Genomic DNA, 16,423 nt, shown 5'->3' with positions numbered 1-16,423 from the left:
TCGGGTATGAAAATAAAGCTGTAACTTTATAATCAATATTTGAAAGTTTTATGAAAAAGTTGATTTTTAGTCTGTTATTAACCATTTTCAGCCTTATAAACGTTGCAACCGCACAAAGTATTGTGTACGCAGATGTAAATAAAGCGGATGTGCAGCGGATGAACTTTGAAATCATAGGAAAGCTGGCCAACAACTATCTTATCTATAAGGAAGTAAAAGGGAATCACCAGATCAACGTGTTCAATGAAAGCATGCAGCTGCTGGAATCTGTTCCCATCACCTTCCTGCCTAAAAAAGGCGCGCTGCTGGATCTTACCTTTTATCCGTTCCATAACTACGCCTACCTGTTGTACCAGTTTCAGAAAGATAATGTCGTTTATTGCAATGCTGCCCGCATTGAGGCGAACGGGAAGGTACTGGAAGAACCGGTGACGCTGGATACGACCATTATCGCTTATAAGGCCGACCGGAAGATCAGCAATTCGGTGAAAAGCAGCGACGGGAACAAGATCCTGCTGTTCAAGATCAATAAAAAGAACCCGGCGCAACATGTATTTAAGACCCGGCTCTACGACGGAGAATTGAACCTGCTGCAGGAGAGTCGTTATACAGTGCCTATGGAGAACAAGGGTGATTTTCTCAATGGCTATAGCCTTACCAACAACGGGGATTTTGCATTTGTCAAATATACCCGGCTTAACAGCGGCAATATCCAGGAGGCATCCCTGATCGTTAAGCCGGCAAAAGAAGACGCCTACCAGGAGTATCCGCTTTCCGTTAACGACCTGTTCCTTGATGATATCAAACTCAAAGTGGATGAAGAAAATGGCCGTTACCTGATGAGTTCTTTCTATTCCGCGCAAAAAAGGGGAAATATCGCAGGTGTTTATAATTATGCGCTGCGACTGGACAGCCGCGAAAAATTATTTGAAACCACCACACCGTTTAATGACGAACTGCGGAAAAAAGTAGGTGGTAAAAGGGGCGGGAAAACAGCTTTCAATGATCTTTTTATAAACAGCATCATCATCCATCAGAATGGCGGCTTTTCCATCGGAGCAGAGGCATTATATACCTCCAATGCCGGGGGAATGTGGGATCGCTGGAATTACTGGGGCGGCCCCTACGGCGGTTTCTATGGCCCTTACGGATTTTATGGCGGCTGGGGCGGATGGGGTCCCTGGGGGGGGGGGATCTGGTCGCCCTATTACTACTATTCCCCGTTCTTTTACAGAAGCTACTGGTGGGGAGCCGGCTTCGGATACGGCGGCGGCTATGCCCGGTACAATGCGGGCAATATCGGCATCTTCTCTTTTGATAAGGAGGGGAACCGGACAACGGAAAATATCATTTTCAAGAACCAGTCCGAGATCGAAACGGATGGTACGATCTCTTACCAGGTGTTGCTGGACGGGGACCGGATGCATTTTATCCTGAACCGCGCCGGAAAAATATCCGACCTGGATGATGTGGTCATCACCGAGGACGGGCAAATGACCGAGGCGGAACCGATCGAAGCAAAGGATAAATACGTGGATTTTATGCCCCGTTATGGAAAGCAGGTGGGCCCCACAAGTATGATCATCCCCTATTTATATAAAAAGAATATTTCGTTTGCAAAGGTTGATTTTTAAATCCGCCCTCTAAACCGGCGCACATGTATTCAAATTTGACTGACTGTTATTGTGATTGGAGTTTTTAAACAAAAGAACCCGGGAAATCTCATTATGATTTTCATACTGGGGGTTTTGCTGAAATTGCCCTGGCTCCTGCTTCCAGCTGCACAGGAAGGCAGAAGGGGGGTGGTGGTGCGCCCGCAGGATGGCTTCCTGTACGACCGGCTGCTGCAATTGCTGGACCCGGTTGCTGCTGTATTCCCCTCATTTTTTTGTATCGCGGCTTTTCTTCTTTTGTTCTGGCAGGCCTACCTGCTTACAAATTTCATCAACAACCAGCGGCTGGTGACCCGGTCCAATTACCTGCCCGGGATGGCGCTGATGCTGATCTCTTCCTTTATTCCCGAATTTAACTACTGGTCGGCACCGCTGATCGCTTCGTTTTTATTCCTGCTCTCCTTTGTTTTTATTTACAAGGCCCATAGTCATCCCAATGCAAAAGGATTCATCTTCAATTGCGGAATGGTGCTGGGAGGGGCAACCATGTTTTTTCAGCCGGCCGTCTTTTTTGTGGCCTGGGGGTTGCTGGCACTCGGAATGTTGCGTCCCTTCCGCATCAATGAATGGCTGCTGCTGCTGTTCGGGGTTGCAACGCCCTATTATTTTTACCTGATCTACCTGTTCCTGTCGGATCAGTGGCCCATGGTATACCAGCTGCTGGAACCCTTTTCGTTCGGCATCCATCTTGGGAAACAATCCCTGTGGTTTGCAGGTGCCCTGTTTCTTACCATCCTGCCATTGCTGGCAGGCATCTATGCCATCAATCTGCTGTCCGGTAAAATGCTGATCCAGGTGCGGAAGGGGTGGATCCTTTTCCTGATGTATTTTGTGGCAGCCGTGGGTATCTCTTTTGTGAATCCCGGTCCGGGTTTCACCAACTGGGTGCTGATCCTGGTGCCCTGTGCGGCTGTACACGGGTTTGGCTACCTGAGCAGTGATGTAAAATGGTATCCGCTTGTGGCCTTCTGGCTCACAGTCGGTTATATCATTTCGATAGAGCTTTCCGGTATCTTTTCCTGAGAAAGGACGGCCGCCGTTTAATTTCCATTCATAATAAGCAGGGCTTTGGTTATCTTTGTTGCTTGGTGAACGATAAATCATTATACGAATGAAATTTGGAGTAATAATATTCCCCGGATCCAATTGCGACCGGGATATGCTGGATGCATTACAGTATGATCTTAACCAGGAAGTGGTTCCGCTCTGGCACAAAAGTGAGGATATCAGTGCCTTTACCACAGAGGACTGTATTGTATTGCCCGGCGGTTTTTCCTATGGCGATTACCTGCGTTGCGGTGCCATTGCGCGTTTCAGCCCGGTAATGAAACAGGTGATCGACTTTGCCGGAAGCGGTGGAAAAGTGTATGGGGTTTGTAACGGTTTCCAGATCCTTTGCGAATCGGGTTTATTGCCGGGGGCACTATTACGCAATGAACGGCAGCAATACATCTGTAAGAACATTTTTATAAAGGCGGATGGTTTTTATAAAGAACAGCTGAAAGAAGACACCGAACTGTATCAGGATGTTTACAAGATCCCCATCGCACATGGTGAAGGGAGGTTTTATGCCGACCCGCAAACACTGGATCAGCTGAAAGAAAACGGACAGATCCTTTTCAGGTATTGTGATGCCGATGGCAACGAAACACCCGGAAGCAACCCCAACGGGTCAACGGACAATATCGCAGGTATCTGCAACGCCGGCCGGAATGTTTTTGGAATGATGCCGCATCCCGAGCGGGCCTGCAGCGCCGTGCTGGGCAACGAGGATGGGAAGAAGATCCTCACCTCCCTGTTAATGGCAAAGCAACTGGTTCCTTAGTTTTAACGTCATCAGTGCAACAAATCTGCGGTGTTTTTGTAATTGAACACAGAACACGTATGAACCTGTAAAATTAAAATCAACAGCAATGAAGTATGTTTTGATCGGCTTATTGTCTGTGCTGGCCTTTGGCACCGTAAAAGCACAGGGCGATCCGGCAAGCTGGAAGTTTTCCGCAAAAAAGATCAGTGAAAAAGTATATGATGTACAAATGGTAGCCACTCTGAAAAGCGGCTGGCACCTGTATTCCCAAACACAACCCAAGGGAGCCATTGCTTATCCTACAAAAGTGGACTTCACCAATAACCCGCTTCTCATCCGTACCGGCAATGTAAAGGAACTGGGAAAAATGGAAAAGTTTCATGATGCCACCACCAACTCAACCGCGCATCAGTATGGCAATACCGTAACATTTGTACAGCGGGTAACGCTTAAAGCTCCTGCAAAGACCGCGCTTTCCGGTACAGTGGAATACCAGACATGTGATGACAAAAAATGCCTGCCTCCGAAGAAGGTACCTTTCAATGTACCGCTGGGATAAAAATTTATAATCAGTAGATATAGACAGGCCCTCTTTAACCGGAGGGCTTTTTTATTGGAGCTTCCCGCTCGAAACCCGCGTCAGGCATTGGTTTCATCAATCAATGGACCGGTTGTTCCCCAACGGTAAGACGGAATGTCCAGTCCGGCGAGGTCCAGAACCCGGTCTACCACGGTGTCCGCAACCGCTTCGATGGTTTTGGGCCTGCTGTAATAAGAAGGAGTTGCGGGACATACGATACCACCGGCCAGTGTAAGGGCTTCCATATTCCGGATATGAACCAGGCTGTAGGGGGTTTCGCGTACCACACAGATCAGTTTGCGGCGCTCTTTCAGTACCACGTCTGCTGCCCTTGTGATCAGGTCATTTGAAATACCCGTTGCGATGCGTCCCAGGACGCCCATTGAGCAGGGGATGATGATCATTGTATCGAAGCGGCCGCTGCCCGACGCAAAAGGTGCATTAAAATCAGTGGTATCATAATACGAAAAAGAAGGTTCCGTTCTGAAAGCAGTTCCTGTTTCTACCTGCCACACTTCTTTTGCATTATTGGTAACTACAACACCAATCTCGCTCCACTGATCCTGTACGGTCAAGAGTTTTGATAGCAGCCTGGAAGGGTAAATGGAACCGCTTGCACCGGTGATAGCCACTACAATTTTTCTTTTCATTGATTTTTAGCTTATTAAGGATTTGGCAGGAAATAAATTGATAATAAAATGTGAAAATTTCCTACACTTCAAAATAATGCTTTTGAAATCTAGGAAATAGTTTATAAATTTGAAATTGAATTTTCATAGGATAAGGTTTAATGGTTAATGGTTTTTGATGAAGGTCCCCAACATGAATAATGTTGGGGATTTTTTTTATCCGTACTTTTTGTCAATTTCAATCGGAAAAAAGACGCGGGAAAAACCGGCCTGGTTGCCTGGTTATCAAATATTTTTATTTCTCATTTTATTCCCGGTTTTATTGCAAAAAGGCCTTTCCGGAAGGCAAATAACGACATTTAAAACGAATGCTTGTTTGTGTTTTTGATGGCTCTTAAATGCCTTCTATCTTTACAGCAGTGCCGCTTGCGGTAACCATCAGCATACTCTGACCAACGGTTTCGTAATCCAGGTCTACACCAATCACCCCGTTTGCGCCCAGTTGGATGGCGTAGTCCTGCATCTCTTTAAGGGCGGTATCTTTGGCTTCCCGCAATACCTCTTCATAAGATCCCGACCGGCCGCCTACGATGTCCCGGATACCTGCAAAAAAATCCCGGACGATATTGGCACCGATCACCGTTTCGCCGGATACGATACCACAATATTCCACGATTTCTGCGTTTTTTAAACTGATGGTAGCGGTAGTGGTAAGTATAAATTTCTTATTCATGAATGCATATTTTTGTAAACCTACAAAAATTTATCAGATGACACGAATACCCTTCTATGCCCTTCTGGCGCTGCTCTTTTCCGGAGCCTGTAATAATCCTGCCACACCGCCGGCGGCAGTGGATAGTACAAACAGTCAGCCGCAGGTGCGGGATACAACGCCCGGCATGGTACAACCCAGCGATAGTTCCGGCAAAACCGGGAACGATTCGCTTATTGTGCTGACCGTAAAAGAACCTGTGGCACAACTGGCGGCAGACATCAAAAAAGATTACCAGCAGATCCATGTGAACGTGACGGTATCCGGAACAAAAAAAATTAAAGCAGTACTGAAGCCGGAAGGCAGGGAACGGAATCTGCGGATCAGTCAGATCGAAATGCCCGATGGAAAAACCGATGGTCCCTTTGGCGCAACCATGGAATACCAGACCGCAAAAAAAGGCGTATACACGCTCATTATTGCACGCAACAATATGGCAGAAGGGGAAGTAAAAGGGCCCGTGCAGATCCAGGTAACCCTGGAGTAAGCCCGTTGTATGCCGGAGCGCAGCTATCGGGATCGCCGCAACAGGTTTGAACGGCTGTAAACCGATATTGTTTGCAGTGCTATTTACTGCAATAGGTCCGTGGTCGTTTCCTGTATTCAAAGAATAAGGAAAATACCCTCCCAATTGCAGCGCTTCAGTGTAGCTCCTGAAAGGGAGCAGGGAAGCATGAATCTGCAGCATCTTATGGAACAATTTACTAATGAACTCATAAGCGAATGCATTGAAAGTATAGGATGATGAAGGCCGCCGATGCATCTTTGGAAAGGCGCAGAAGAATGTGACGCAGCCCCATTCTTTAAAAAATACAATCGGCAATTGAGCATAAACTGTCGATTCAACAACTACTGAGTTTTATATCGGATAGTATCGAAATGGCAGGTGTGTAAATAAAAGCCATGTTCCGGCAGGAACATTTGTTTTTATTTATGCTGATACCCTGCCCTGGTTACATGCTTTACGCATAAGGAACCGTAAAGACATCCTTGTTTATTTAACAGTGATATAAAATCTGCACAAATCAACCAGGAGCTTACAGGTTTAACTGTCCGGTGGCGGGAAGTTTACCCGCTCCTGATTTTACAGACGACTGCCTGCACGTTGTTATAAACCTTCTTTACCAAATTCCGGAAGCCTTTTTAATTCCTCATTTTTATCCATTTTCAACCGTTGGATATCATTAGGGTAATCAATGCAATTAATTGATAGTGAGAAGTATATATATTCATCTCAAGAGCTAAACACCCTATGGGAGCCCGAATATTGGTTTTATCTGCCGTTTTATGACCCGTAGCTTTGTGTTGTCAATCAAAAAATGGTGAATAGATAAACCACCAGATCTGAGCTCAGCAACCATGATTCGCTTGTCTCGTTTTGTTTGCCACCCGGCGATGCAACCATAAAAAGATATTGAACAAATAAACAAAAGGAGGCTTAAAATGAAAACGTTATTAACCAGAGCTGCAAATGCAGCCTACAGATTGGGAGTGTTATTTTCCAATACTATAACAACAAAGAACATTTATATAAAATAAAAAACCGGATCACCAAACCTGAATTTAAACAATTAAAAAAATAACTATGAAATCTAAAGTATTATCAATCGTTATCGCTGCAATTTTTGCAACCTCTGTTTCTGCTTTTGCAAATGACAATGTGGAAAAACCCGTTGAATTAAAGTACATCAACTCTTCTACCCAGTTGCCTATTTACCAGCTGCGTTTAAACAACCTGGCTAAAGGTACTTACGCAGTTACCATTAAAGATGAAACTGGTGAACTGCTGTACACTGAAACTGTATCAGGAGCCAAGATCGTACGTAACTATCAATTCGACAGTGTGCTGCCCGAAGGTGCAAAACTGACCTTTGAAGTAAGCGATATTAAAAACAATAATGTTAAAGTATATAACGTAAGCAAAACTGCAAAAGTTATCGAAGACGTTGTTGTAAACGAAGTAAAATAACCAGTAAGTAATCGTTGTTAAAACGTACGGGGCTGTCCGAGAGGGCGGCCTTTTTTGTTGCATCCGCAAATGGCAAAAAGAAAAGTGAGGGAAATCCTTTAAGGCCCCTCACTTTTCTTTTATCTTGTATAACGATGCGTTGCAGTTACGAGCGCTCCGCCATATCGGGTATCGCGTTTGTTTTATAGGTTCCCGCATCCAGTTTTTCCTTTACTGCAGAGAAAGCGTTTAATGTGGCTTCTATATCTGCGTCGGTGTGACTGGCGGTAGGGATCAGACGGTAAATGATATGTCCTTTTGGAATTACCGGGTACACCACGATCGAACAGAAGATGCGGTAGTGTTCCCTGAGGTCCATCACCATTGCAGTGGCTTCTTCTACACCGCCCTTCATATAAATGGGCGTTACAACAGAGTCTGTGGTACCGATGTCGAATCCTCTTTCTTTTAAACCATTTTGCAGTTTTAATGCATTTTCCCAGAGCTTGGCTTTTAGCTCAGGCCGGGTACGCAGCAGTTCCAGGCGTTTCAGATTGCCGACAACCAGCGGCATGGGCAGGCTTTTTGCAAAGATCTGGCTGCGGATGTTGTAGCGGATGTAGTCGATGATCTTCCGGTCGCCGGCAACAAAGGCGCCGATGGATGCCATTGATTTTGCAAAGGTGGAAAAATAAATATCGATCTGATCCTGTACGCCCTGCTCTTCTCCGGCACCTGCGCCGGTCTTACCCAGCGTACCGAAACCATGCGCATCATCTACCAGGAGGCGGAAATCGTATTTGCCTTTCAATGCCGTGATCTCTTTCAGTTTTCCCTGGTCACCGGCCATGCCAAAAACGCCTTCCGTGATCACCAGGATACCGCCCGATTTTTGTTTTTCAATGAGCGCCGTGGCCCGCTCCATCTGCTTTTCAAAGTCTTCAATATTATTGTGCTTGAACACGAAGCGATGCCCCGGATGCAGCCGCAGTCCGTCGATAATACAGGCATGACTTTCTGCGTCGTAAACAATAACATCATGGCGGCTGCAAAGCACATCGATGATACTCACCATGCCCTGGTAGCCAAAGTTCAACAGCACCGTGTCTTCTTTATGTACAAAAGCGGCGAGTTCTGCCTCCAGCTGTTCGTGAAGGTTGGAGTTGCCGCTCATCATCCGGGCACCCATGGGTAAGGCAAGGCCGTATTGAGCCGCCCCTTCTGCATCTGCTTTTCTTATTTCCGGATGATTGGCCAGCCCCAGGTAATTGTTCAAACTCCAGACGATCACATCGTTGCCCCGGAATTTCATTACACTTCCTATTTCCCCTTCCAGCTTTGGAAAAGCAAAATAACCATGGGCCCTTTCCCGGTGTTGTCCAATGGGTCCGTAATTGTTTAATAACCGCTCGAAAATGTCTGCCATATATTGATTCGATTTTTAATAAAATAATGTGCAAATATAAGACTCTTGATCCGTTTATAAGGAACAGGCCTGCCGCCGTACCCGGAGGGCAACAAAAAAGCCTGCAGATCAACCACAGGCTTTATTGTAAGCAGGAGGGCATCCTATTCGTCCTGCTGATTTTTTTTCTTGTCCTTTTTCTTAAAGAGTCCGCCCAGGAATCCTTTTTTCTTTTTCGGCTGGTCTGCTGACCCGATCGGTTTTCCCTGAGGCGCCTTTGCCGGTTCTTTTTTAACCGTATCTTTTATTGGTTTGTTCTCATCCAGCAAAGGTTTGGATTCCGGACCAATGTACTCATTATTGTTTTGCATATAATCCTGCTCGGTGCCTACTCCTGCATCTTCCCCTTCAGCGGTAGGCTCCGGATTTTCAGAAGTAACATAGATCGAAGGATCCGCACTCAGCACTTCATTTTCCATGGTGGCGGGCTCTGCAAACTTTTCATCCCTGTTTATGCCTAACGATTTATCCGCATATACTTTTTTGAAAAAAGCTTCCCAGATGGGACGGGCAGCTTCGCCTCCAAACCCGCCTCTGCCTTCATTGCGGATAAAGCGGTCATCACAACCTACCCAAACCCCTCCCAGTAACTGAGGAGTGAAGCCCATAAACCAGGCATCACTGTTGTCGTTGGTGGTTCCGGTCTTCCCCGCCATTTCCGCAGCGCCCAGACGGGCACGCAGACCTGCTGCTGTGCCTTTGTCCACAATCCCCTGCATCATACGGCTCATGGTATAGGCAGTGGCCTCGCTGATGGCTTCTTTCCGGTTCACACTATAGTCGAACCGTTTGATCACGTTACCATTCCGGTCTTCGATCCGGCTGATAAAATAAGGTTTGGTGGAAAAACCACGTCCTCCAAAAATGGAGTATCCCCAAAGCATTTCGAAAAGCGAAAGCTCACAGGAGCCCAGGGCGATGGACGGGAAGGGCGCTACTTTTGTAGGGATATTGATGCGCTGTAAAAAGTTAGAGAACTGGGCCGGTCCCACCTGTTTCATAATATAAGCGGTGGCGCAGTTCCGGGACCAGGCAAGGGCGGAGGCCATCGTCATGGTTCTGCCGGTACAGGTACGGCCGGTGGCAGGCACCAGCTGACCGTTGCCAAAGTTCTGTTGCACATCTTCCACCATCGATTCCGGCGTCATTCCTCTTTCTTCGATCGCCTGGGCGTAAAGCAATGGCTTGATGGTGGAACCCACCTGACGTTTTGTTCGGAGATTTACGTGATCGTACTTATAGGTCTTAAAGTCAATACCTCCCACCCAGGCCTTTACTTCGCCGGTGACAGGGTCCATCACCATAAATGCCGACTGCACCATGGTGCGGTGGTATTTAATCGAGTCGTAAGGTGTCATTACGGTGTCGCGTGCCTTGCCGGGGATCCAGGCGAAGATACGCATGGGTACTTTTTTATAGAAAGAGGCTTTGATCTCTTTGTCTGAAAAACCGTCATCCGCCATACTTCTCCAGCGATCACTTTCCTTCATGGCGCGCAGCAGTACATTGTCATGGCCTTTCCACACGGCGCCGCTCTTTATAAAGGACTGGCGCACGAGCGCCCGTTGCAAATTAGGTACCTGCATGTAAACGGCTTCTTCTGCATATTGCTGCATCTGGGGGTTGATGGTGGTATAGATCTTTAACCCGTCTTCATAAAGACTATAGGAGGACCCATCCGGTTTTTTCAGGTCTTTCAGCACGGTCTTCAGTTCGTCGCGCAGCACATCCCGGAAATAAGGCGCATAACCGGTGTTCTCATCCATTTTCCTGTAGTTCACCTTCATAGGCGCCGCCGACAGCCGGTCGGCTTCTGCACCGGACAGATTCCCGTTTTCCACCATACGGGCGATCACCAGGTTCCTCCGGTCCATCGCCAGTTTGGGATTTCTCCTGGGGTTGTAAATACCGGGACCATTGATCATTCCGACCAGGAGTGCAGCTTCATCCACGCTCAGGCGATCCGGTTCCTTCTGAAACCAGGTCCTGGAAGCATTGCGGATGCCATATACGTTGTCACTAAAAGGTACGGCATTCAGGTATAAGGCAACGATCTCTTCTTTGGTAAAGTTCCGTTCCAGCTTTACAGAAATGATCCATTCCTTCAGTTTCTGGATGACCCGAACAGCTTTGTTGCTGGCCCGCTGATTAAACAGCGCCAGGGCCAGCTGCTGGGTAATGGTACTGCCACCGCCTTCTCTACCCAGTAAAAAGATGGCCCTCAGCGTACCTTTAAGGTCAATACCAGCGTGGTCATAGAAACGTTTGTCTTCTGTGGCGATCAACGCATTGATCACATTGGGGGAAATATCACGGTATTTTACCAGGGATCTGTTCCCGTTGGGGAGGTAATACTTTCCCATAAGGGTTCCGTCTGCCGCCAGTACTTCAGAGGCCTGGGTGATAGTGGGGTTTTCCAGTTCTGCCAGTGAAGGCATTTTGCCAAATACGCCCCAGTTCGCGAGCAATACCGTTAAAATGCCAAGGCCAAATAAAATGAAAAAAATTCGCCAAAAAATACGAACTGATTTCTTCATATAGAAATGATAAAAAAGTTTATAATAAAATCTGGTACCAAAAATAAGTAAATGCCTTCCTATAAACTGAAAAACCCCTGATAATTTAAGGCGGTTTTATCAATTGGTACCTCATACTCAATGCTTTTTCTTGAGCTAACTTCATGTGAGTGACCTAAACTTAAGCAAAATGGTTACTTTTGCGACGATTAATAACAGATACCGAATGAAGTTTAATTTGACGCAGATGCCGGAACGGTACGTACGTCCACGTACAAACGGCATCACAATGGTAATGGATAAGGGGTTGAGTATTGATGAGGCCAAGAGTTTTATGAGTGTTTCTTATCCTCATGTTGATGTGGTAAAGCTGGGATTTGGTACCGCCGTCGTAACCCCGAACCTGGAGGAGAAGATTGAGGTATACCGTTCTTATGATATCCCGGTTTATTTTGGGGGTACCTTATTTGAAGCGTATCTTGTAAGAAACCAGGTGGATGACTACATTGCCATCTGTAAGCATTTCGGAATCGATTATATGGAAGTGAGCGATGGCTCGATCAGTATCCCGCACGCAGAAAAATGCGGTTATATTGAGAAGCTGACCCAGCATGGAACGGTGTTGAGTGAGGTGGGCAGCAAGGATGCCACCCATATCATCCCGCCATATAAATGGATTGAGCTGATGAAAGCAGAGCTGGAAGCCGGATCATCCTATGTGATTGCGGAAGCGCGGGAAGCCGGAAATGTGGGTATCTACCGCGGTACCGGTGAAGTGCGGGAAGGACTGGTACAGGAGATCCTCACCCAGATCCCTTCTGAAAAGATCATCTGGGAGGCACCGCAGAAGGCCCAGCAGCTTTATTTCCTGGAGCTGATCGGCTGTAATGTGAACCTGGGCAATATCCCTCCCAATGAAGTGATAGCACTGGAGGCCATGCGTATCGGGCTGAGGGGGGATTCATTTGATTTATACCTCGATAATAAAACGGCATTTTAATGACCCTGTACGGTTTGATAGGATTTCCGCTGAGCCAGTCTTTTTCAAAACGCTATTTTACCGAAAAATTTGAAGAAGAAGGTATTGCCGATTGCCGGTATGAAGCATTTGAGATCCCTTCCATTCAATATCTTACAACGCTGCTGCAACAATATCCCGAACTTGCCGGGTTTAATGTCACCATCCCTTACAAACAGGAGGTAATGGCATTTTTACAGGAGCTGGATGGTGAAGCTGCATCCATCGGGGCCTGTAACTGCATCCGGATCAGCGAAGGCCGGTTAAAAGGGTATAATACAGATGCTTCGGCATTTGAGACCACACTGCTGGAACAACTGCAGCCGCACCACACACAGGCACTGATACTGGGTACGGGTGGTGCAGCAAAGGCGGTCTGCTATACACTGGAGAAACTGGGTATTGCCTATAAATCCGTCTCCCGTAATCCTGAAGAAGGGGAGTTGGGCTACAATGACCTGGATGGAGCGGTGATGGAGGCATATCCGCTGATAATAAATACCACACCACTGGGAAGTTTTCCAAAGACCGAAGGAAAACCCGATCTTCCTTATGACCGGATCAATTCAAATCATTATTTATATGATCTTGTATACAACCCGCCATTGACGGGCTTTCTGGAAGAAGGCCGGAAAAGAGGGGCCCTGATCAAAAACGGGTATGACATGCTGGTAGCACAGGCTGAGCTGAGCTGGAATATCTGGACCGCCCCTGTGGAGAAGTAGCTTATTTTGGACTTCAGATATCTGCCGAAACCCGGTCCGCAGCAGCATAGACCTGTTTTAGTTTCCGGTCGTACCACCACTTGGGTGCTGTTTTCTTCATCAGGGTATCAATATTACGCATTCCGAACAGGTTCCACGCCCCTTTCAGCTTACCGGTAAGACTGTTTTGCAAAGCCCTCAGGCTCATAGCAAAGCCGGCATCTATATATTCCATATGATGCCAGTAACCTGCGGGCATGAACAGGGTATCGCCATGTTCCAGCACCACTTCATAGCCTTGGGCATTTTTTGCAGCAGGGAATTTTTCATAGTCGAAATTGTCGTAGTAGCGGGCATAATTGGCCAGACTCAATACCTCCCAGGGCTTCCGGTAGAGTTTGTGCTGTTCTTCAAACGGAAATAGCAGCACTCTCTTTTTGCCGATGAACTGGGTATGCAGGATATGACTCATGTCGATGTCAAAATGCATATGTGTAATGGAGCCCTCTCCGCCAACAAACAGCATCGGGAATTTTTTTACAAATCCTTTCATGTAGGCATCCGGCCAGGTAAAATCGGTCACGATCTGGGGAGCATGCTGGAATATATTAAAGAGAAAGATCCGGAGTTCCACCGGGCCTTTTTTTACCATATTCAGGTATTTGCCGAATTTCATATAAGCATCAGCTGTATTGATGGGCGTATAGGAGTCGCTCTTTACATTATTGTAGACGCCCACTTCCCTGTCGCCGACAATATTGATAAAATAATCCCAATTCCATTTATGATAAGCCGGCCACTGACGAGCCAGATCACGGATAACAACCGGTTTGTTCTTTTGGTAATAGTTCTTTTTGAAATCTTCGGGGCTGAGGTGATCGAATTTATCTAAAGCTGTTAATTGCATAATCTATAAATAAACGGCAAATTTAGTAATAGTTTGATAAAATCAAACGTCCCTGGTGGAGGATATGGCCCGGTTTCTGTATATAGATGTCGTAAAAAAACTATCTTTGCAAGTTAAGCAGGAGCGCAAAAACAAACATTGCAAGCTGAAATGAGATAACTTTCGATAATTTAGAAGGAACTGAGGACCCTGAAATTGTGAAAGAAGTGATAAATTTGAACATCTTGCATCAACCAAACCGGCAAGAGATGTTGCGATAGCGGACTTTACAACGTTATTAATAAAAGCAATTGATAACCGGTCTAAACCAAAAAGCAGAAAGACAGATATATGGAAAAAACTCCTTTTACGGTAGCATTAATGATCTCAACCTACAAATGGCCCGAGGCCCTGCAGCTGGTGTTAAAAAGCGTATTATACCAGAGCCGGAGACCGGATGAGATCATTATTGCAGAGGATGGTGACGACGCCCGTACAGCCTGGTGCATAGAGGACTTCAGTAAGAAGCACGGGATCCCTATAAAACACGTGTACCATGAAGACCGGGGTTTTCGTAAAAGTCTGATCCTGAATAAAGCCATAAAGGAGATCGAGTCGGATTATATCATTGAGATCGACGGGGATATCGTAATGCACCGGGAATTCATTGCCGATCACATGAGGGCGGCCCGCAAAGGGTTTTTTGTGCAGGGAAGCCGTACCCTTATTGCAGAATGGCGGACCCACGAACTGTTGCAGACCAAAGACATCAGCAGCCTGCATTCCTTTATGCGGGGACTGGGGAACCGGTTCAATGCATTGCGCGTGCCGCTTTTTTCCGGCTGTTTTTTTGTAAATCCCCGGAAGTCGCACAATATCAAAGGGTGCAACCTGGCATTCTGGAAAAATGATTATGTGAAAGTGAATGGTTATTACAGCGGGTTCGAGGGCTGGGGCAGGGAGGATTCGGAACTGGGGGAGCGTCTGATCAACCTGGGCATCAAAAAGAAGAAAGTAAAGTTAGCCGCAGTAGGCTATCATATATTCCATACTTTTAATTCGCGTGCCAACCTGGGCACCAATGAAAAAATATACCGGGAGACCGTACTTTATAAATACAGCTACCGGCCTAACGGATACCTGGAAGCATAAGTGTGGATGCACGTTCTTTAATCACCCTTATTTGATTTAGTTTTCCCGGAAAATAATGAGAAGGCTGCTGTATTTTATTCCTTTTAATATTATGAAAAACAACGCCGGTGCTCATACCAGAGCCTGGGAGTTGCTGAAAGCGTTTCATAAAATGGGGATCACAGTAGATTATGTACACAGCGAAGATACCTGGGGTGCACCTATGAATAGTGAAGAAACAGCAGAAATGCTACAGACCGGGCTGGTGCGCCGGGTATACGGCCTGCGAAAAAAGCCAAAAGGAGGCGCAGATCTTTGGTACGCGATACAGTACCGGCTGCAGCGTTTTTTCCGGGATCTGATGTTCCGGCGTGCTTTACCCTCGTTTGTCACCCCCTACAACCAGCACCTGTTCAATCAGATCCTTAAAAGAGAACAGTATGATTATATTGTGATCAGCTATGCATACTGGGCGGATCTGATCAGGGATAATACTTTGACCGGGAAGGCCCGGCTGCTCATCGATACGCATGATTTCCTGACGGCACAGGAGCGGGTCTGGAAACGATTCAGTATCGGCAGGGCCTTTTCAAGGGAGATGAAACGGCTGAACTACTTCGACCAGGTATGGGCAATTTCTTCCGAAGAACAATACCTGTTCCGGCAGTTTGTTGATAAGGATGTTAAACTGATCCCCTTTTGCCTTGAAACACCTGCTGTTCCGGAAGGAAATGAGAAGGCATTTGATGTTATTTTTGTTGCCGGCAATAACCGGCACAATATTAAGGCCGTTAACTGGTTTTTTAAAGAAGTATACCCGCTTTTGGAATCATCGGTGCGCTGGTGTGTTATTGGTGGTATTCATAAATACATCCCGGACCTGGAAAATGTGCAGAAGCTGCCGTATGTTGCGGACCTGGGGCCTTATTATTCCCGGGCAAAGCTGGCCATTTGCCCCATGCTTAGCGGTACCGGTGTAAAAATAAAGGTAATCGAAGCCCTTTCCTACGGCCTGCCGGTGGTATGCAGTCCGAGAGGCGTGGACGGGCTCGTAAATAAAACGGACAACGGATGTGTGGTGGCGGACGCGGCTACAGATTTTGCAGACAGTATCAGCAAGCTGCTTGGCAATAACAGCTATTATTCCTTTGTAAAAGAACAGGGACGTATTTTTTTTAATCAGCATCACAGCAGGGAACATTTTAACGGGATAATGGAAAATGTGCTGGCTGCCAGGTAATAAAATCGTCGAATGCAAAAAAGAAATCGACAGATACGGCCGTTTCCGTTGGCA

The 16,423-nt window shown here is 46.6% G+C and carries 15 protein-coding genes; 10 read left to right on the top strand and 5 right to left on the bottom strand.

The features are described from left to right. Positions 1 to 50 precede the first annotated feature (50 nt). The 4 genes from K7B07_RS05160 (at position 51) to K7B07_RS05145 (ending at position 4,039) form a co-directional block, all read left to right on the top strand. Complete coding sequence (locus K7B07_RS05160; protein WP_223708011.1) at positions 51 to 1,634, top strand: hypothetical protein; 1,584 nt, start codon at positions 51 to 53, stop codon at positions 1,632 to 1,634. A 93-nt stretch (positions 1,635 to 1,727) separates the two neighbouring features. After that, on the top strand, positions 1,728 to 2,696 hold the full coding sequence (locus K7B07_RS05155) for a hypothetical protein (protein WP_223708009.1): 969 nt from the start codon (positions 1,728 to 1,730) through the stop codon (positions 2,694 to 2,696). Between the two features lie 88 nt (positions 2,697 to 2,784). Beyond that, on the top strand, positions 2,785 to 3,498 hold the full coding sequence (gene purQ, locus K7B07_RS05150) for a phosphoribosylformylglycinamidine synthase subunit PurQ (protein ID WP_223708008.1): 714 nt from the start codon (positions 2,785 to 2,787) through the stop codon (positions 3,496 to 3,498). An 88-nt stretch (positions 3,499 to 3,586) separates the two neighbouring features. Then, positions 3,587 to 4,039 (top strand): protein-disulfide reductase DsbD domain-containing protein, encoded by a 453-nt coding sequence (locus K7B07_RS05145; protein ID WP_223708006.1) that lies wholly within the window; start codon positions 3,587 to 3,589, stop codon positions 4,037 to 4,039. An 80-nt stretch (positions 4,040 to 4,119) separates the two neighbouring features. On the opposite strand, the gene K7B07_RS05140 is transcribed toward K7B07_RS05145, so the two are convergent. Beyond that, the gene (locus K7B07_RS05140) at positions 4,120 to 4,710 is read right to left on the bottom strand and encodes a UbiX family flavin prenyltransferase (protein ID WP_223708004.1); all 591 of its coding nucleotides are present in this window, start codon (positions 4,708 to 4,710) and stop codon (positions 4,120 to 4,122) included. A 373-nt stretch (positions 4,711 to 5,083) separates the two neighbouring features. Then, positions 5,084 to 5,422 carry a YbjQ family protein gene (locus tag K7B07_RS05135; RefSeq protein WP_223708002.1) on the bottom strand — a complete coding sequence of 113 codons (339 nt, stop codon included), beginning with the start codon at positions 5,420 to 5,422 and terminating at the stop codon, positions 5,084 to 5,086. A 37-nt stretch (positions 5,423 to 5,459) separates the two neighbouring features. Here K7B07_RS05135 and K7B07_RS05130 point away from each other — a divergent pair, with 37 nt between their 5' ends. Next, positions 5,460 to 5,948 carry a hypothetical protein gene (locus tag K7B07_RS05130; protein WP_223708001.1) on the top strand — a complete coding sequence of 163 codons (489 nt, stop codon included), beginning with the start codon at positions 5,460 to 5,462 and terminating at the stop codon, positions 5,946 to 5,948. 1,098 nt (positions 5,949 to 7,046) lie between these two features. Then, entirely contained in the window at positions 7,047 to 7,430 is a 384-nt protein-coding gene (locus K7B07_RS05125) for a hypothetical protein (RefSeq protein WP_223707999.1), read from the top strand. 145 nt (positions 7,431 to 7,575) lie between these two features. Here the strand turns inward: K7B07_RS05125 and K7B07_RS05120 are convergent, their stop codons facing one another. Together K7B07_RS05120 and K7B07_RS05115 are read right to left on the bottom strand one after the other, a co-directional pair. Beyond that, entirely contained in the window at positions 7,576 to 8,835 is a 1,260-nt protein-coding gene (locus K7B07_RS05120) for an aminotransferase class I/II-fold pyridoxal phosphate-dependent enzyme (RefSeq protein ID WP_223707997.1), read from the bottom strand. Positions 8,836 to 8,978: 143 nt separating this feature from the next. After that, on the bottom strand, positions 8,979 to 11,411 hold the full coding sequence (locus K7B07_RS05115; protein ID WP_223707995.1) for a penicillin-binding protein 1A: 2,433 nt from the start codon (positions 11,409 to 11,411) through the stop codon (positions 8,979 to 8,981). 205 nt (positions 11,412 to 11,616) lie between these two features. Here K7B07_RS05115 and K7B07_RS05110 point away from each other — a divergent pair, with 205 nt between their 5' ends. Both K7B07_RS05110 and K7B07_RS05105 read left to right on the top strand, forming a co-directional pair. Continuing rightward, entirely contained in the window at positions 11,617 to 12,390 is a 774-nt protein-coding gene (locus K7B07_RS05110; protein ID WP_223707993.1) for a phosphosulfolactate synthase, read from the top strand. Next, entirely contained in the window at positions 12,390 to 13,133 is a 744-nt protein-coding gene (locus tag K7B07_RS05105) for a shikimate dehydrogenase family protein (RefSeq protein ID WP_223707992.1), read from the top strand. The genes K7B07_RS05110 and K7B07_RS05105 overlap by 1 nt, the downstream gene beginning before the upstream one ends. Positions 13,134 to 13,146: 13 nt before the next feature. Here the strand turns inward: K7B07_RS05105 and K7B07_RS05100 are convergent, their stop codons facing one another. Then, positions 13,147 to 14,019: a cupin-like domain-containing protein gene (locus K7B07_RS05100; RefSeq protein WP_223707990.1), complete on the bottom strand. Its 873-nt coding sequence runs from the start codon at positions 14,017 to 14,019 to the stop codon at positions 13,147 to 13,149. 330 nt (positions 14,020 to 14,349) lie between these two features. On the opposite strand from K7B07_RS05100, the gene K7B07_RS05095 reads away from it, so the two are divergent. Together K7B07_RS05095 and K7B07_RS05090 are read left to right on the top strand one after the other, a co-directional pair. Beyond that, entirely contained in the window at positions 14,350 to 15,150 is an 801-nt protein-coding gene (locus K7B07_RS05095) for a glycosyltransferase family 2 protein (protein ID WP_223707988.1), read from the top strand. Positions 15,151 to 15,205: 55 nt separating this feature from the next. Next, entirely contained in the window at positions 15,206 to 16,369 is a 1,164-nt protein-coding gene (locus tag K7B07_RS05090; protein ID WP_223707986.1) for a glycosyltransferase, read from the top strand. Positions 16,370 to 16,423 lie beyond the last annotated feature (54 nt).

The sequence above is a fragment of the Niabella beijingensis genome (genome assembly GCF_020034665.1).
GTDB classification, from domain to species: domain Bacteria; phylum Bacteroidota; class Bacteroidia; order Chitinophagales; family Chitinophagaceae; genus Niabella; species Niabella beijingensis.
This window is presented reverse-complemented; position numbering and strand designations above follow the sequence as displayed.

Bases quoted from the DNA above. Each gene is read 5' to 3' on its own strand.
- K7B07_RS05160 (WP_223708011.1), top strand. From the start codon at position 51: ATGAAAAAGTTGATTTTTAGTCTGTTATTAACCATTTTCAGCCTTATA.
- K7B07_RS05155 (WP_223708009.1), top strand. From the start codon at position 1,728: ATGATTTTCATACTGGGGGTTTTGCTGAAATTGCCCTGGCTCCTGCTT.
- purQ (WP_223708008.1), top strand. From the start codon at position 2,785: ATGAAATTTGGAGTAATAATATTCCCCGGATCCAATTGCGACCGGGAT.
- K7B07_RS05145 (WP_223708006.1), top strand. From the start codon at position 3,587: ATGAAGTATGTTTTGATCGGCTTATTGTCTGTGCTGGCCTTTGGCACC.
- K7B07_RS05140 (WP_223708004.1), bottom strand. From the start codon at position 4,710: ATGAAAAGAAAAATTGTAGTGGCTATCACCGGTGCAAGCGGTTCCATT.
- K7B07_RS05135 (WP_223708002.1), bottom strand. From the start codon at position 5,422: ATGAATAAGAAATTTATACTTACCACTACCGCTACCATCAGTTTAAAA.
- K7B07_RS05130 (WP_223708001.1), top strand. From the start codon at position 5,460: ATGACACGAATACCCTTCTATGCCCTTCTGGCGCTGCTCTTTTCCGGA.
- K7B07_RS05125 (WP_223707999.1), top strand. From the start codon at position 7,047: ATGAAATCTAAAGTATTATCAATCGTTATCGCTGCAATTTTTGCAACC.
- K7B07_RS05120 (WP_223707997.1), bottom strand. From the start codon at position 8,835: ATGGCAGACATTTTCGAGCGGTTATTAAACAATTACGGACCCATTGGA.
- K7B07_RS05115 (WP_223707995.1), bottom strand. From the start codon at position 11,411: ATGAAGAAATCAGTTCGTATTTTTTGGCGAATTTTTTTCATTTTATTT.
- K7B07_RS05110 (WP_223707993.1), top strand. From the start codon at position 11,617: ATGAAGTTTAATTTGACGCAGATGCCGGAACGGTACGTACGTCCACGT.
- K7B07_RS05105 (WP_223707992.1), top strand. From the start codon at position 12,390: ATGACCCTGTACGGTTTGATAGGATTTCCGCTGAGCCAGTCTTTTTCA.
- K7B07_RS05100 (WP_223707990.1), bottom strand. From the start codon at position 14,019: ATGCAATTAACAGCTTTAGATAAATTCGATCACCTCAGCCCCGAAGAT.
- K7B07_RS05095 (WP_223707988.1), top strand. From the start codon at position 14,350: ATGGAAAAAACTCCTTTTACGGTAGCATTAATGATCTCAACCTACAAA.
- K7B07_RS05090 (WP_223707986.1), top strand. From the start codon at position 15,206: ATGAGAAGGCTGCTGTATTTTATTCCTTTTAATATTATGAAAAACAAC.